This is a genomic window from Paramuribaculum intestinale (assembly GCF_003024925.1).
In the GTDB taxonomy this organism is placed as follows: Bacteria; Bacteroidota; Bacteroidia; order Bacteroidales; family Muribaculaceae; genus Paramuribaculum; species Paramuribaculum intestinale.
The window spans coordinates 13921-29884 of sequence record NZ_PUED01000012.1; the positions used below are offsets into that span (position 1 = coordinate 13921).

General features: G+C 56.0%; 5 protein-coding genes. 2 read left to right on the forward strand and 3 right to left on the reverse strand.

All coding sequences use genetic code 11. From position 1 onward, the window contains the following. Positions 1–86 precede the first annotated feature (86 nt). Positions 87–7514 carry a T9SS outer membrane translocon Sov/SprA gene (gene sov / locus C5O24_RS02100; protein ID WP_161553763.1) on the reverse strand — a complete coding sequence of 2476 codons (7428 nt, stop codon included), beginning with the start codon at positions 7512–7514 and terminating at the stop codon, positions 87–89. Positions 7515–7649: 135 nt separating this feature from the next. Between sov and C5O24_RS02105 the strand changes: the two genes are divergently transcribed. Both C5O24_RS02105 and C5O24_RS02110 read left to right on the forward strand, forming a co-directional pair. Then, a complete protein-coding gene (locus C5O24_RS02105; protein WP_107036078.1) occupies positions 7650–9521 on the forward strand; it encodes a TrkH family potassium uptake protein in 1872 nt (623 codons plus the stop codon). A 7-nt stretch (positions 9522–9528) separates the two neighbouring features. After that, positions 9529–10224: a potassium channel family protein gene (locus C5O24_RS02110; protein ID WP_107681378.1), complete on the forward strand. Its 696-nt coding sequence runs from the start codon at positions 9529–9531 to the stop codon at positions 10222–10224. Between the two features lie 581 nt (positions 10225–10805). Here C5O24_RS02110 and C5O24_RS02115 read toward each other — a convergent pair. Then, positions 10806–12641, reverse strand: a complete 1836-nt coding sequence (locus tag C5O24_RS02115) for a RagB/SusD family nutrient uptake outer membrane protein (protein ID WP_107681379.1) — start codon at positions 12639–12641, stop codon at positions 10806–10808. A gap of 25 nt (positions 12642–12666) precedes the next feature. Next, positions 12667–15798 (reverse strand): SusC/RagA family TonB-linked outer membrane protein, encoded by a 3132-nt coding sequence (locus C5O24_RS02120; RefSeq protein WP_237613018.1) that lies wholly within the window; start codon positions 15796–15798, stop codon positions 12667–12669. Positions 15799–15964: the final 166 nt, after the last annotated feature.

Sequence of the window (15964 nt, forward strand, 5' to 3'; positions counted from 1 at the left end):
TACGGAAATAATTCCGTAATAAGAAACCGCTATGACGAAAAAAACATATTTGCGCCATTGATCAGCCAAGCCTTCAAGCCGACAGGTCAGCGCGAAAGATTCAGATTAAACGACAGTCCGAAAGCGCTGTCGGTCACGGGATAGGCATTCGAGCTAACGATCGGCGTATTGACATGGTGCTCGAAGAACATTCCGAGTGTCATACGCCTCGAAAGCACGTAATTGGCAGTCAGATTCACACCGAGAGTGCGTGTGCCGGAGGTAGCCTGTGTATAGGCCGTTTCGATGCGTCGTATAAGAGCCTGATTGGTCTGAAGCGAAAAATCGGCATTGACGGTCAGGTCATTGCTGATGCCCTGTTGCGAGCCTCTGATCTTAAGGACGGTGTTGAAATTGGTGATCTTGTAGCCGACACCCGCTGTCAGCCCCGATGAAGTGGCTTCCACTACCTGTCCGGCAGAGGTGTTGAGCGTCAGCGTGCGCTGGTTGCGCCATTCGGCATTAAACGTCAGATCGTTTTTCAGTGTCACGGCCACACCGATCAGAGGAGCAAACCGCTCGGTGATCGCAACCGACGAAATATTGAAGGGTGATGACGGCACGGGATTGCCGCTCAGTTCGTCGAGTGTAAAGCCGAGACGCTCGCCTTCGACGCTCACCCAGTTGAGATATGAGGAATACGAGCCGACGCTGTAAGTGCACTGATATGCGTGGGTGAGAGTGAATGCCTTGAACAGATCTGACATTTTCGGCAACTTTACAAGGCCGTCGTAGGTCACGCGCCAGTTGGGCATCACCGACGCAAGAGAGGGGAATGGATCAAGATTTTCCCGGCCGGGATCACGTCCGGTATACGCCGCGATGAAAGCAGGCACAAGCACATCACTCGACGTCTGCGACACTCCGCCGTTGGCCGGGTTGTAAGGCATCCCCGCGAGAGCACTTCCATGCATGAATCCCGACGACGGATAATCATGGCGTGCATACGCCTGCTCAAGCCTGGAGGCCACCACAGGTATGGCCTCGATCATGTCGGTGAACGCCTTGGAGGCATATCCGTCGGCGGCTTTCGACGATCGCAGCGATGTGGCTATCGCACAATGGGTCTTGGTGTAAGATCCGGCATAAGTGACAGGCATCCCCGCATACATGAACTGTATCGACGAGGTGCGGTTGTCAGTCCGGTTGCCGATAAGCTGTATTTTCAGGCCGTTGACCGGCTCGAGTGTCAGTTCGAGATTGACCTCCGAAGTGCGCGAGAACACCGCCGGCGACACCTGACCGTCGTCGGTCATCAGCCATCCGCGCGACAGCGCCTTTTCGACATAACTGTCGTCGGTGAATCCGAATGCGAAGTCAAGTCCGGGCGACATGGGTCCGAAACTGCGCGACTGCCCGAACACATTGCCTACATCAGGGATAAACAGCGGCAACGAGAGCGATCGCGAAGAGCGCCATCTGACCGCAGCCGACCGGGGCGACATCAGCAGTCGGGCACCATACTGCGCCAGCTCGTCGAGCCAGCCGTCGCGCTCCTTGCGCAGCTCCACCACCCGGACCTGTATCGTGCGGTCGTCGCGGGTGAGTATCTCGATGGAATTGTCGTCGACCACACGTGTCTGCAGTCTGACAGGTCTGCGTGTGTCGAGATCAAGAGCCGTCAGCTTCACCTTCTTTGTGCGCAGATTGTGCGTCACAATGGTTGATGTGTCGGCGCTGAGCGGATAGTTGCGTTCGAAACGCTTCGGCCGGTCAAGTGTGCGGCGACCTCCGCGCCCGGGGCGTTGAGCCGAGGCTGAAAAGCGCTGGCTGACACGTTTGAGATACGGTATCTTGTTGTACAGTTTATCGAATGCAAGCCTTCCCTCGGCAGTCCACGACCCTTGGTTGGCAATCTTGTTGCCCATAGTCACACCGTCGACCGTGGCGCCGCGGTCCCATCTGTAGGTGGCGTTATATGTAAGCTGTCCGGTCAGAAAATCTATGGCGGGAATCTGGTTGAACGGTGCACGGTAAGCCCCGGTGAAGGTCTGATTGTAGGCCCAGGGGGTGCCAAGGTGCAGAATCGACTGCATGACAGTATCCTTCCACTCCTTATAACGGTCAGGGAACAGACGCCTGTTGACGGCTCCTATAGGCTCGTCGATGCGGGCCGAAGTGTTGGAACTGAATGTCAGCGAGAGCGAGCGCAGCGGACTCCATGCGAGGTTGAGCTGACGGTCCCAGAGAAAATTCTTGCCCACCTGCACCGGAAGCCTCACTCCTGCATCGATCTCGCTGCGGGTCTGTTCCTCATGATAATAACGCGACATGGTGGTCAGAAAGCTTATCTGCGAGGGAAGCCAGTTGAACTCCCAGTCCGATAGAAACTTCATGCTCTTGCGCCGGCCCACCATGCGGGCAAACGGTTTCAGAGGCTTTATACGCGGGGCGTAGCTGTATTGCAACGAACCACGATAGTCGTCGGTATTCTCATATTCGGTGGTCGGATCGGCCTTCGATTGCCTGTTGAACGAAAAATTGACCGTGAAGTTGGCCGGATCCCAAGGCATCGGATTCTTGGAGCGGACACCGAAGTTCAGCCCCGACACGCTGAAGCTGCGCACCGTGGCGCGCTCCACAGCATAGGCTTTGATGGAGTCGCGTTCGTGGCGCGATGAAGCATCGTCGAGAGCGTCATTGAGCAGCACATCGCGGTCAAGCGGATTATATTTCGGAGTGGTGTTTTCTTTCACCACCGAGTAATAGACCGGAGCGCGTAGGGCAAGCTTCGACGGCACGATCTTGCCGACATCGGTCTGCACGGCAAAATTAAACTGTCTGAAATCGTCCATCCGCCGCGAATTCAATCCCTGGTCGACAGCGCCGAAACCGGCCGTTTCGAGCTGGCCTCCGACATCGATTGTAGCTATATCCGAAAGCATCAGATTGGCCACACCTTTGGCCGCCCAGCCGCCTTCGCTGTTGAAATCCGTCACTTTCAACTCATTGACCCACACGGTGCCCTCCTTTACGGCCGGAGATGTATTGCGCACACCGATCATCATCACCCTGACGTCGCTGAGCGACGGATTGCCAAGCACCGACACCGTATTGGCCTCACATTCGGGGTCGTGAACGGAATAGAGCGTGGCATAGCCGACTCCCGGCTCACCGGCTGTCTTGGCTCTGTTGCGGAGCTTCTTCACGTCGACGAATGTCTGCAGGGCTATATCGAGCCTGTTCTGCTCAGGCCACACCTTTTCGCGGTCGGCACGCGTATCGGCATAGTGCCCGTGGGGGGTCAGGCGCAGCGGTATCTCGTATTCGTAGAAATTGTTGCGTATGTCAGTGCCGAGCCTGACAAACAGTGAAAGCTCGCCGTTGCGAAGCGCTGTCGGATCGTCGATCAGCTGTTCGGCGTGAACCCACATCTGGAGGCGGCGGTAGTTGCGCAGATCCTGCATGGTGTTGCGGTAGACGCCCCGGGCATCACCTGCCGCCAGATCGGTGACACGCAGCGACATCGACTGCTCGTTGAGCTGCACGATCTGCTGCTGGGCCGGATCCGACAGACGGCTTACTCCGGGAGGCAACACATAGTTGACGGGAGTACGGCCCGAATTCTCCTCGATATTGACCACCGACACGTCGAGCTGCCCGGAGGCGGGCATGTCGCCTCGCGAATTGAGATTGTAATCGTAGGTGCGCCACTCTCCGCGCACCAGTTCGAGAGTAGCGAAACGCAGATGGGTCGGACGCCGGAAGCCTGTCATAAACATGCGCACGAACCTCACCGTCGACAGATCGCTTATCGAACCGACCACACGCTCGAAGTCGGCCAGCGGTATCTTGAACTGATACCACTCCACCTCGGCATCGGTGCCGTCGCGCAGACTCACGAGCGAGGTCTGCTTGTCGGTGATGTAGTTGGTGCCCACACGCAGATCCTGCGGACGTATCGACACACGATACTGGAAATAGCGCTCATATTCGTTGAGCGTGTTGTCCTGATTGATGTCCTCCACATCGGGCATGTTGCGCGACGACTGATAGAGCGGATCGTCGGCCTCTTCGGGCGAGAGCGAATTGCCCTCCACTCCGTTGTAGCGCTTGTAGCGCTCCAGTATGCCGAGCCGCTGCTCGTCGTAGTCACGTCCACGATAGAAATGATAGTTGTCGCCGGCCGGGTCGTTGAGAGGCGAGAACCGGTCGGCCTCCATGCGCTCGCGGGCCTCGGGCGACAGCCGTCCGCGCAGCTGTTCCACATAGCCGGCGTAAGTGGGAAATTCAAACTCGTCGTCGTTGGGAAGCCCGTCGAGTCCAACGTCCTGTCGCCGGCGCGCTGTAGTGTTGTTGTCAAAGGCGTAGGTGAGCGAGTTCTGATCGCTCACACGTCCCCACGACGTAGTGCGCATAAACCGGTCGTCGCCGTCGGCCGGAATTCCGTTCTCATACGACTTCAGCCCATCCTTGAGTATATCCTCGGATATCTCTCCGAAATTGAAATACAGGTCGCCCCCCTCGGTATTGGGGTTTTCCGGATCGAGAAACGGGTTCATGAGCCAGAACTGCACATACTCGATATTGCTCTGCTCGAAATTCGTGTTGTCGAGACGCCGCATGATGCCGCCCCAGCGTTTTTCGGGCTGCAGCAGCCGCCCCTGATCGTCGATACGCTCCGCGTCAACATTGTAGGGACCGCGCTCTTCGGGATAGAACGACAGATTGAGAGTCTGTATGGTCGACGATTCGCCATAGGTGAGCTGACGGTCGGGGAAAATCTCGCGCGATGTCACCTCGCGCACATAAGGATTTGACTGCTGCTTGAGATCGGCCCGCAGATAGCCCGGACAGAGCGATGAATTGCGCTGGGTGAACATCCGGTCGATATAATACCAGTTGAGAAGCGCGCGGTTCTTGCCATACTCGGGATTGTCTGACAGAGCTGCTTCCGGGAAGAGCGGGTCGGGGCCGTTGTCGTAGGGGGTGGAGGCAAGAAACCACGAGTAGGGCGAGCGCAGGTCGATGCCCGTCTGGCTCGATTCGAAATCGTCGATAAACGAGCTCCCCTTGTCCGATCCGCTCTTCTGCGCCGCAGGCTGCAGCCGCGCCAATTCGCCCTGCAGACTGATACGCGACGGAGCAGTGGCGTCGATCGTGGGCACTTTGTTGAGCAGAGTATTGACCCACGGCAGCTCCGTGGCATAGCCGAAATTCAGTCCGTAGATGGTGTTACTGACCGTTTCGTTGCCTATGTTGACCTTTTCGGTCAATGCCTTTTCGGAATAATGCATCAGCGTGGCTCCCAGATAGAAATCCTTGCTGAACCGATAGGTCATGTCGAGTCCGAGAAGAGTCTTGCGCTGGGTCGAGAAGAGGCTCTGGTTTTCGAGCGTCACCGACACATCCTGCCCAGAATCGATGATGCTCTGATTGGTGATGGTGACTATGCCGAGAGCGTAGTCGACGGTGTAGTCGGTGTTTTCGGTTAGCGTCACTCCACCGGCTGTGACCACCACCGAACCGCGCGGCACATTCATGGCGTCGAGCCTTATCTGCGCCCCGCCGCTGGCACGGTATTCGCCGGTGATCACAAACTTGTTTTTGTCGGCAAACTGGCGCGCCACCACAAGCGTGGAGTCATACAACTCCTGATACACAAACGGCGCGGCGGCCTCCTGACTGCCTATGCGCTCCACAAGATTGCTGCCAAACGGCTCGGCGACAGGAAATATCACCTTGCCGGTCGACGTCTGCACGGTATATCCCTCTATGAAATCGAAAAAACCGTCGGGATTACCCTCCCGGTTGGAGTCGAGCCGGTCGAGTCCCATCAGCTGAAGCAGCGGCGTGGAGCTCAAGCCCGCCACAGGCAGATAGGGGATCTCTATGCCGGTAGTGTCCGACAGATACTTCACCTGCAGTTTGAAATTGTCGGGCTGCACCTGATAGGCGCCGAGCGAATAGACGTTTTTCATCATCAGCCGCCACATGGGAAGCCGCGGATTCTGCGTAGTGCTCTTGAGCATCTTCACGTAGAGGCTCTGGCTCGTGTCGGATATGTCGGCCGAGAATTCGCCCACCTGATACACCTGCCCCTGACATGTGTACTCAAACGCCACGGCGAGCACTTCGTCGGCCGCGAGCTGGCTTTTGAGAGAGATATACCCGAGGGTGGGGTTGAGAGTGTATTCCGACTCCGACAGCAGCCGGGCGCTCTCCACCTTCTCATAGTCGGTGCCGCCCTGTATGCCAAAGACACCCAACGGCGCCAGAGCCTGACTGACCGAACTGATAAACCGTGCGGTGGGATAATCGTTCTTGATGGTCTGCAACAGATTGTTGGCCGTGTTTGACGGCACTGTGGCCGATGGACTGACAGTCCAGTGATCCGAAGCCAGACGGGTTGTTTCGGCGAGATCCATGAAGGCCGTCAGGTTGCGGCTCTGACTGTAGTTGTTGCCTTTGTTGGTGATCCACACCTCTATGCGGGTGATGTTGATGCCTCCACCCACGTATGGCAGCCGCGAGGCGAACTCATCGTAGTGATCGCGGAAATACTGCGCCAGAAAGTAGTGGCGGTTGGCATCATACTCATCGGCATTGAGCGAGAATGCCGTAGTCTGCACTCCGCCGCGGGTGTTGATCGAACGGGTTTCGGAATTCTGCTGCGACACGAGAGCCGTGGCTGTCAGCCGGCCGAACTGCAGCGTCGACTTGATGCCGAACAGAGCCGTGGAGCCTCGTATAAGCGATGACCCGGTGGTCATGCTCACATTACCGGCTTCGATATTGCGCACTATGTCATCCTCCGTGCCCTCATACTGCAGTTTCAGGTTTTTTGAGTCGAAATCAAAAGTAGCGTCGGTATTGTAGTTGAGATTGAACTTCATACGGTCGCCCACCGACGCCGCCACAGTGGCCTGTATCTTCTGGTCGAAGTCGAAGAATGTCTTGCGCCGTGAATTGAGCGACAGAGCCGGATTGTCGGTCTTGGTCGACTTGACGGCCGTGGTGATCTGTACCGAACCGGTGGTGGTCAGCCTCACTCCGCCCGGACCGAAAATTCTGTCGAGCGGCCCGAGATCAAAATTCATGTCGAGAAGATCGAACTGACGGCGCTCACGCCGGCGCACGGAATCATTGTCAACACCCGGACCGCCGTCGAGCATACGGAACCGTTGCCTCCGCTCGTTGCGTTCACGCCAGCGGGCATACTGCGATGGCGTGAGGATAAAAGGAGTGGCTATATCCTTGTCACCAACCCTGGTACGCAATACATAGCAACCGCTTTCGGCATCATATTCGACCGAACTGACCACATTGCGCGGCAATCCGAGATCGGCCGGCAGGGGCGCGCCGAGCAATTCGTCGTAGGTGCGGGGCACTGTGGGCGATACCGGCGATATGGCCAGCGAATCGGCCGGCGAGGCAGCCTGCAAAGGCAACGGCATGCCCGCAGCTGCGGCCAAAAAGACCACTGCCAGTACAAAATATCTGATATATATATATTTAGAATCGTCGACGGCCATTGACATAAGGCATGCGCCTGTATGCGCACACGTGTATATGCCTACTGATAACGATAAATGTTGGATATTTATTGTAACTTTGTCATGCCGGCCGACGTTAACAATTAACGGATCCGACACCACAACTCGCACGAGATGCCATCATTTTCCGACATATTACGGTCATTGTCGCGGCGCTCACGATCGGGGCTGCGGCGGTTCGAGCGCTTCACCCACCGCAGCGCGGCCTCACTGCGCCTTATTGCGTCCATACTCACCGTAACGGCTTTTGTGGCTTCTGCCGCCTGCTTCGCAGGGTTTATCATATACATGGGCTTTGACCTGTCGCAGGCCGACACCGCAAGCCTCCGGCGGATGCTGAGAGCCGCCCAGGCAGTGTTCATACTCCGCGTAGCCTACGGACTGATATTCTTTTTCCGCCCGACATGCCGCCAGACCACCTGGGTGAAATGGATCGTCGACTGCATGATCTTGCTGACGCTGCTCCCATGGATCTATCCCCACCCGGAGCACCCGTGGCTTCCATGGCTTGAGCGGATGCTCTACAGCGAGGCGTTTCTCTACTCCTCACTGGGAGCCTATGCACTCGTGACACTATGCTACGGCATAATCCGCGCCGTAGGCAAACGCACCAACCCGTCGCTGCTGCTGTCGACCAGTTTTCTGATATTCATATTCATCGGCTCGCTGCTGCTGATGCTGCCGAAATCCACCTACGCCGGCATAAGCTATACCGACGCCCTGTTTGTCAGCACGAGCGCCGTGTGCATCACCGGGCTGACACCTGTCGACGTCTACACCAACTTCACCCCCATGGGAGTCACCATTCTGGCCGCCCTGATACAGATAGGCGGCCTGGGAGTAATGACATTCACGAGCTTCTTCGCCATATTTTTCAGCGGCAACGCCTCGATCTATTCCCAGATGCTGCTGCGCGACATGATCTACTCGCGGTCGATGTCGGCTCTCGTGCCCACACTCTTCTATATCCTCGGATTCACCCTGACGGTGGAGGCCATCGGAGCGGTAGCGATATGGCTGAGCGTCACAGGCACACTGGGCATGACGCTTGAAGAGGAGATGGCTTTCGCGGCATTCCATTCGCTGTCGTCGTTCTGCAACGCCGGCTTCTCCACACTGCCGCAAGGCATGTCCAACCCCATGCTGCTCGCCGCCGGCAACAACTCGATCTACTGGGTTACGACGGCTATTGTCGTGGCCGGCAGCATAGGATTCCCGATACTGGTGAATCTGCGCGACGCGGTCGTGTGCCGTATCAGCGAATTACGGGCACGCATGCGTCACCGCGAGCACGAACCGCACAATGTGCACCCCTTCAACATGAACACCAAGATCGTCATCACCACCTTCATGGCTCTGCTTATAGCCGGTGCGGCGGCATTTCTATGGCTTGAATGGGACAATACCCTGGCCGGCATGACACTCTGGCAGAAGATCACTCAGGCAGCCTTCAACTCGGCCACTCCGCGCAGCGCCGGATTCTCGTCTGTCAACCCGGCGTCGTTCCGCGACATAACCCTTGTCGCTGTAATATTCCTGATGTGGGTGGGAGGCGCCGCACAGTCGACAGGCGGAGGCGTGAAGGTCAACACCCTTGCGGCCATTCTGCTCAATCTGCGCGCCATAGTCACCGGACGGCCATACGTCACCGCATTCCAACGCACCATATCGGTCAATTCCATACGACGCGCAAACGCCGTCATAGCCCTCTCGATCATCTCCTACCTCATTTTCTCGCTACTGTTGCTGGGGCTGGAACCGCAGCTGTCCACACGGTCGCTGCTGTTCGAGTCGTGCTCGGCGCTCTTCACCGTAGGATCATCGCTCGGCGCCACTCCCCTCCTCTCCGACGCATCGAAGATACTGCTCTGCGCCGCGATGTTTCTCGGCCGCGTGGGCATCATATCGCTCCTCACCGGCATAGCCGGACGCCAGAAAGCGGCTATACAGCCAAGATATCCATCAGACAACATCATCATAAACTGACCCAGACATGCGCTACCTGATAATCGGACTCGGCATCTATGGAGCCAACCTCGCCATAGACCTCACCAACATGGGACACGAAGTGATCGGAGCCGACAAGAACCCATCGCTTGTCGAATCGATCAAAGACTTCATTTCCACAGCCTATATCATCGACTCTACCGACGAAATGTCGCTCAGTGTGCTCCCGCTTAAAAACGTCGACCTCGTGATTGTGGCCATAGGCGAAAATTTCGGAGCAAGCATCCGCACCGTCGCACTGCTGAAAAAACTCGAAGTGAAGCACATCTTCGCCCGCGCCATCGACAAGCTGCACGAGGCGATACTCGAAGGCTTCCACATAGACCGCATACTCACCCCCGAGCAACGAGCAGCCTCCGATCTCGTCAACGAAATGGGACTTGGCGCTGAAATCGAATCGATGCGCATCGACGACGAACATTATGTGCTGAAATTCCCCGCCCCCGACTTTTTCACAGGATCGCGCTACGACGCGCTCGACCTGCGCAAGACCTACGGAATGGATCTCGTAGCCGTAAGCCGACTTAAAGAGAGCCGCAACCTGCTCGGGGTCAACAGCCGCACACTGCAGCGGATATTTCCCGAAGAAGAACCCGAAAAGGAGGTCGAAAAAGGCGACGAACTCGTGTGCATCGGCACAGCCGACTCTTACCGCAAACTCTTTGCCCACGTCAGGTTCTGACCGACACGGTTCTTCAACAGTCCGATTGCTCATAGTTGTATATCAAGCCAATACAGCATGTTATTCAGTCAAGAGGATGCCATCAGGCTATTGGAAGAGAATATCGACTGCAATAATTTTATGTTAAAATACATTAATTGAGTGCTAAAAGTATTGCAATTTACCAAAAAGTGCCTAACTTTGCTCCAGTTTTTCATGGTATTAGATTTAAGGTAAAAAGATTATTCGTCGGGATGACGAGTGATTTTTTTATTTTTATACCCTCCCGATCTATTTAGACTCCCCCAGCATTTGATAGCAACAAGTCCTATAAGACCTATAAATCCTATAAGATCTATGAGTCCTATAAGATCTATTGGTCGTCATATAGGATCATCTTCCACAAACTTTTTTTGCAAAAAAGGTGCCGTGTCATTGACACGGCACCTGATGATCAAGCGGAAGCCTATGCTACTCTCCGCAACCTTAATGTCCAACTAACAAATCGGTCTTGACACTTGATCATTTGACTTTCGTCCGGACTCCCCGGCCTCCGTCAGAGGCCGGGTCGCCGAACGGGTTATAGCATACTTAACGTGAGATTACTCAGCGGAGGGAACATCCCAGCCGTAGTTCTGCACGAGGTTCTTGTTGTACTGCAGCTGCGTCAGAGGTATCGGATAGAGCCAGCGCTTGTCGTTGGTCTTCCACTTGCGGCCTTCTGGATAGATAGGCTCGTTGCCGTAGACCATCAGATATTTGTCACCATTGTAGCTGATCACTTTCAGACCGTTGTCGCCACCGAAGGTGATACCTGTCTGGATCGGCTGTCCGGTTTCTTCGTCAATGTATTCCTCACTGAAATCACCGTCGACAGCAAAGAATGCCTCCTGCTGGGGAGTAACCTTGATGCCGAGGAATGTCAGCGGATTCTCGAGGAGCTTCATGGCATTCCAGCGCTTGAGGTCGTCCATACGGAATCCCTCGTGAGCCAGCTCTACGCGGCGTTCGCGACGGATCTCATAGATCAGCGGCGACACGCTGTAGCCGTAGTCGACCGGAGCGGCGTCAGCCACAGGCGAAGTGGTCAGATGAGCCATGCCTACGCGGTCGCGGAGCTTGTTGACAGTGTTGTCTAGCACGTCCTGAGTGCAGGTGCCGAGCTCGGCGTTGGCTTCGGCGTTGATGAGCAGAGTTTCGGCATAGCGGAAGAGGAACCAGTCGAAAGTACAGCTCTGAGGCTGCTGCTGCTCGTAGTCCGACGAGTGGAATTTCCACGACGAATAACCGGTACATGCACCGTTGGCAGTAGCGAGCAGATCGCGGCGGGGATAGTCCTCGCTGGGATACCAGAGCATAGCGGCATTGCCGATTGTCTGAATCATACGCGGGTCACGGCCGTCGAACTCGTCGGCATAGCTGTCATCGCCCTTATAGCCCGAACCGGCATTGGCGATAGGCAGTCCGTTCTTCATCAGATAGCTCATTGCAAAGTCCTTGCTGAAACCGAGGTTGTTCTTGCCTTCCTGACGACCCACCTCGTTGGTGACGAGATTGATCGTATAGTAGCGGGCGAAGATATTCTCCTTGTTGCCCCAGAGCTGAGTCTGGATGAAGAGGTTGTGGTAGTAGAGCGGATCGCCTGCAGGCTGGGGAGCCTCGGAGGGAGCGTCGACCTTGACGATATCATACTTGCCGGTGTTCATGATGGCCTGCGAAGCGTCGGCAGCCTTCTTAAGAAGGGCGTTGGCGTCGAGTCCATGGCATCCCTTCATGCACTCCTCATTGGCATTGTGATACTTCACGTATGTGCCGAAATAGAGGCAAACACGGGCGAGCAGCGCGCGGGCGGCGTCCTTGCTCGGACGACCCATCACTTCGTTGCCACCGTCGGGAAGCCACTGGGCTGCAAACTCAAGGTCGGCTATGATATTGGGCACAACTACCGAGCGGGGATCCTGGGTCTTGTAGAGCAGCTCCTCGTCGTTGGTCTGGAGGTCTGATTCATACCAGGGCACATTGCCGAACGTACGGACTTTGGAATAGTATGCCAGGGCGCGGATCATGCGCACCTCAGCGACATACTTGTTGATGTCGGCCTCGTTGCCCTCTACGCGCTGATAGCGGTTGAGGAAGTAGTTGCACTGGCGGATTGTCGACCAGTCGTTGTAGCTCCAGCCGCTGGCGTTGGCCGTCACGTATGTGTCGAAGAGATACGAACTGATGGTTGCGGGCACCATGTTGTCGCTCTCGCTGTCGCCGGTCGACGATGCGCCGCCGAAGTTTCCGAACAGACCGGTAGCGTAAAGCTCGAGGTCATCGACCGTGTTCCAGAATGTAGGATCGGAGAACCCTTCCAGCGGCTTCAGGTCTGTGTAGTCGCAGGCCTGAAGCAGACCACAGGCCACGACTGCCGATGCGATATATTTCAATTTCATATATTCAGAGTTTTTACGGGATTGATTAAAGTGTAAGGTTAAGACCTATTGTAAACTTGCGCTGAAGCGGGTAGGTCATGTTGCCGAGGGTCTCGGGGTCTACACACTTCTCCATCGGGGTGATGGTCAGGAGGTTCTCACCCTGCACATAGAGGCGCAGACGCTCGATTCCCACCTTCGAAGTGACCTTGACCGGGATAGTATAGCCGAGCATCACGCTCTTCAGACGGCCGTAGCTTGCATCCTGCAGATAGCGGGTCGAAGTCTGACGGCTTGCACCGTTCTTGCCACCGTTGTGCGAGAGCAGGGGGAAGAATGCACCGGTGTTCTCGGGCGTCCAGGTGTTGTTGGCTGTATGCTTCTGAGGTACTGACCACTCATTGCTGAAAGCCCAGTAGTCGTCGCCGCCGAACCAGTAGTCGCGCTTGCCGGTACCCTGCCAGAACATATCGAAGTCAAATCCTTTCCACTCGGCACCTACAGTGATACCGAACTGATAGCGCGGAGTGCTGTTGCCGATGATGTGGCGGTCGCCTGGGTTGTCGACAGTGTTGTCGCCATAGCCTATGATGCCGTCGCCGTTGCGGTCAACATATTTGGTCATACCGGGTTCCCATGTTCCACCCCAGATCTGGCTCTGGCTCGGGCTTGAAGCCACCTCTTCGGCAGTCTGGAAAAGACCGTTGGAGTCATAGCCCCAGATTTCGCCAATCTTCTGGCCTACGTAGTACGAACCGAGGTTCTTGTCGGGATTGTCAAACTTGGTGATCTCGGCCTGATAGTCGGAGAGCGAAACACGGCCATAGTAGTTTAGGCCTATGGAGTTCACGCGGTCGTTCCAGCGGAGGGCGAGCTCCCAACCGGTTGTACGGAGGTCGGCTGCGTTGGCCTGCGGAACGTTCGTGCCGAGCACGCCGGGGAGAGGATTCTGCCCTGTGAGCATGCCCTTGGTGTCGCGCTGATACCAGTCGAATTCGGCTGTCAGACGGTTGCCGAGGAATGCAGCGTCAAAACCGAGGTCGAGCTGATCAACCTTCTCCCATGTCAGAGTAGCGCTGACAAGACCCGGAGCCTGAACCACCAGCGGACGGTTGTTGTAGCCGCCTACGATATATCCGAGAGTACCGGAGTTCATGTTGGCGATATAGGGGAAGTTGGATCCCACGGCCTGGTTGCCCAGACGTCCGTAAGAAGCACGGATCTTCATGTTGTTCCACCAGCCACGCATGCCTTCCCAGAAGCTTTCTTCAGAGATACGCCAGCCGATCGATCCCGAGGGGAAGAAACCATAGCGGTCACCGCTGGGGAATTTCGACGAGCCGTCGTAGCGCCATACAAATTCAGCAAGGTATTTGCCCTGATAATTGTAGTTGAGACGTCCGAACCAGCTGTTGATCGACCACTGTGTGGCTGAAGAGCTCATGCTGCGGTCGCCGCTGGCCTGGTTGAACTGGTTGGAGTTGCCGCTAAGAAGATCATTGCGCTGTGCGCTGAACGAGCCGTTGACCTTCTTTTCCTGGTTGTAACCGGTCATGATGGTGAAGTTGTGGCTTCCACCGAGTGTCCAGTCATACTGCGCGAAGGCGTTGAATGCCTGATAGTAGTCGTTGGCCGAATACTTGTAGATGTAAGTCGGACGACTGGTCCAGGGATAGTCGGCCAGAGGCTCGCCATCGACACCATACTCCATAAACGCGGTGTTGCGCGAAGTCTGGTTGGAAGTGTAGGCGTTCCAGGTGTAGTCGGCCTGCACGAAGAGATTCTTTATAGGAGTCAGCTTAACAACGCCTGTCATCCAGAGGTCATTGTTCTGAGTCTTGGAGTTACCGCCCTCGGCAGCCACGGCCACGGGGTTGGTAAAGCTGCCCTGTCCGGCCCAGTTACCGTCGGGGTGCTTGACAGGCATGAACGGACGAAGGTCGTTCTTGAACATACCTGACATGCTTGTCACGCCCGAGTTGCCCGATCCGGTGGGGTGGGTCTGGGTGACGTAGGCATTGCTGATCTTACCGCCCACAGTCAGCCAGTTGTTGATCTTGGTCTCGACGTTGATCGATGCGTTGTAGCGCTTGAAGTTTTCGTCGGCGCCGCGGCGGTTGGTTCCCTGGTCGGTCATAGCCAGCGAAGCGTAGTAGGTAGTCTTGTCTGTACCGCCGTTGATGCTGAGGTTGTAGAGCTGTGAGAACGAAGTCTTGTAGAGAGCGTCCCACCAGTCGGTGTTGCCGCAATACTCATACTTGTTTGATCCGGGGACGGTGAATACCGGCGAATCGTAGCGGCCGTAGAAGTAATCTTCAACATACTGGTTCACGAGATCGTTGAAGTAGTTCGAGCCACGGTCGTTCTGTGCGGCTCCGTTCATCATCTGGAGATACTGGAGCGAGTTGACCTTATGGAACTCCATGGCAGCCTGCGACCAGTAGCCCGACGCACCGAAGCTGATGGTCGGCTTCTCGTTGGCACGACCCTTCTTGGTGGTGATGAGGATCACACCGTAGGCAGCGCGCGCACCATAGATGGCAGCCGAAGCTGCGTCCTTAAGCACGGTCACCGACTCGATGTCGTTGGGGTTGACGAGGTTGGCATCCATCTGCACGTTGTCGACAAGCACCAGCGGGCTACCGCCGTTGAGCGAGGTAGTACCGCGGACGTTGAACGACGATGTGGCACCGGGAGCGCCACCGTTGTTGGCCGATACGTTAAGGTTACCGATCACACCCTGCAGACCCTGACCGATATTGGTGATCGGACGATCCTTGAGCACGTCGCCATTGACCGTGGCGACAGCACCGGTAAGATTCACTTTCTTCTGGATACCGTAGCCGACGACTACTACTTCGTCGAGCTGGTTGCCTTCGTCGGACAGCACCACCGACAGAGGCTGGCCGTCCCATTTCACGTTAACTGTGGTGTAGCCCACACTGGATATACGCAGAGTAGCACCTTTATTAACACCTGTGAGCGAGAACCGGCCGTCGATATCGGTCGATGTTCCCTTGTTCGTACCAATGACAAACACCGAAGCTCCGACCATCGGTTCACCCGTTGAGTCGGTCACGGTGCCGGTACAGGTCCCATTTGTCTGGGACACGCCGGCTGCCTCCTGAGCGTAGACAGCCTGATAGCAGCCTCCTGCACTGAGAAGGCATGCCAGCATTACTTTTGTCAACTGTTTTGGCATAAGATTTATATTAGAGGTCGTACATTTGTACGGTTAAATGTTTTTGAATAAATTTATCTTCAAATATCAGGCATCACAAGCATGGAACAAGGCAGATTAGGGGGTGGCAAAACCCGTGACTAACGTTCAGTCCCCATGCTTT

Excerpts from the sequence above, each read along its gene's own strand:
- sov (WP_161553763.1), bottom strand. The coding sequence starts at position 7,514 with ATGGCCGTCGACGATTCTAAATATATATATATCAGATATTTTGTACTG.
- C5O24_RS02105 (WP_107036078.1), top strand. The coding sequence starts at position 7,650 with ATGCCATCATTTTCCGACATATTACGGTCATTGTCGCGGCGCTCACGA.
- C5O24_RS02110 (WP_107681378.1), top strand. The coding sequence starts at position 9,529 with ATGCGCTACCTGATAATCGGACTCGGCATCTATGGAGCCAACCTCGCC.
- C5O24_RS02115 (WP_107681379.1), bottom strand. The coding sequence starts at position 12,641 with ATGAAATTGAAATATATCGCATCGGCAGTCGTGGCCTGTGGTCTGCTT.
- C5O24_RS02120 (WP_237613018.1), bottom strand. The coding sequence starts at position 15,798 with ATGCTGGCATGCCTTCTCAGTGCAGGAGGCTGCTATCAGGCTGTCTAC.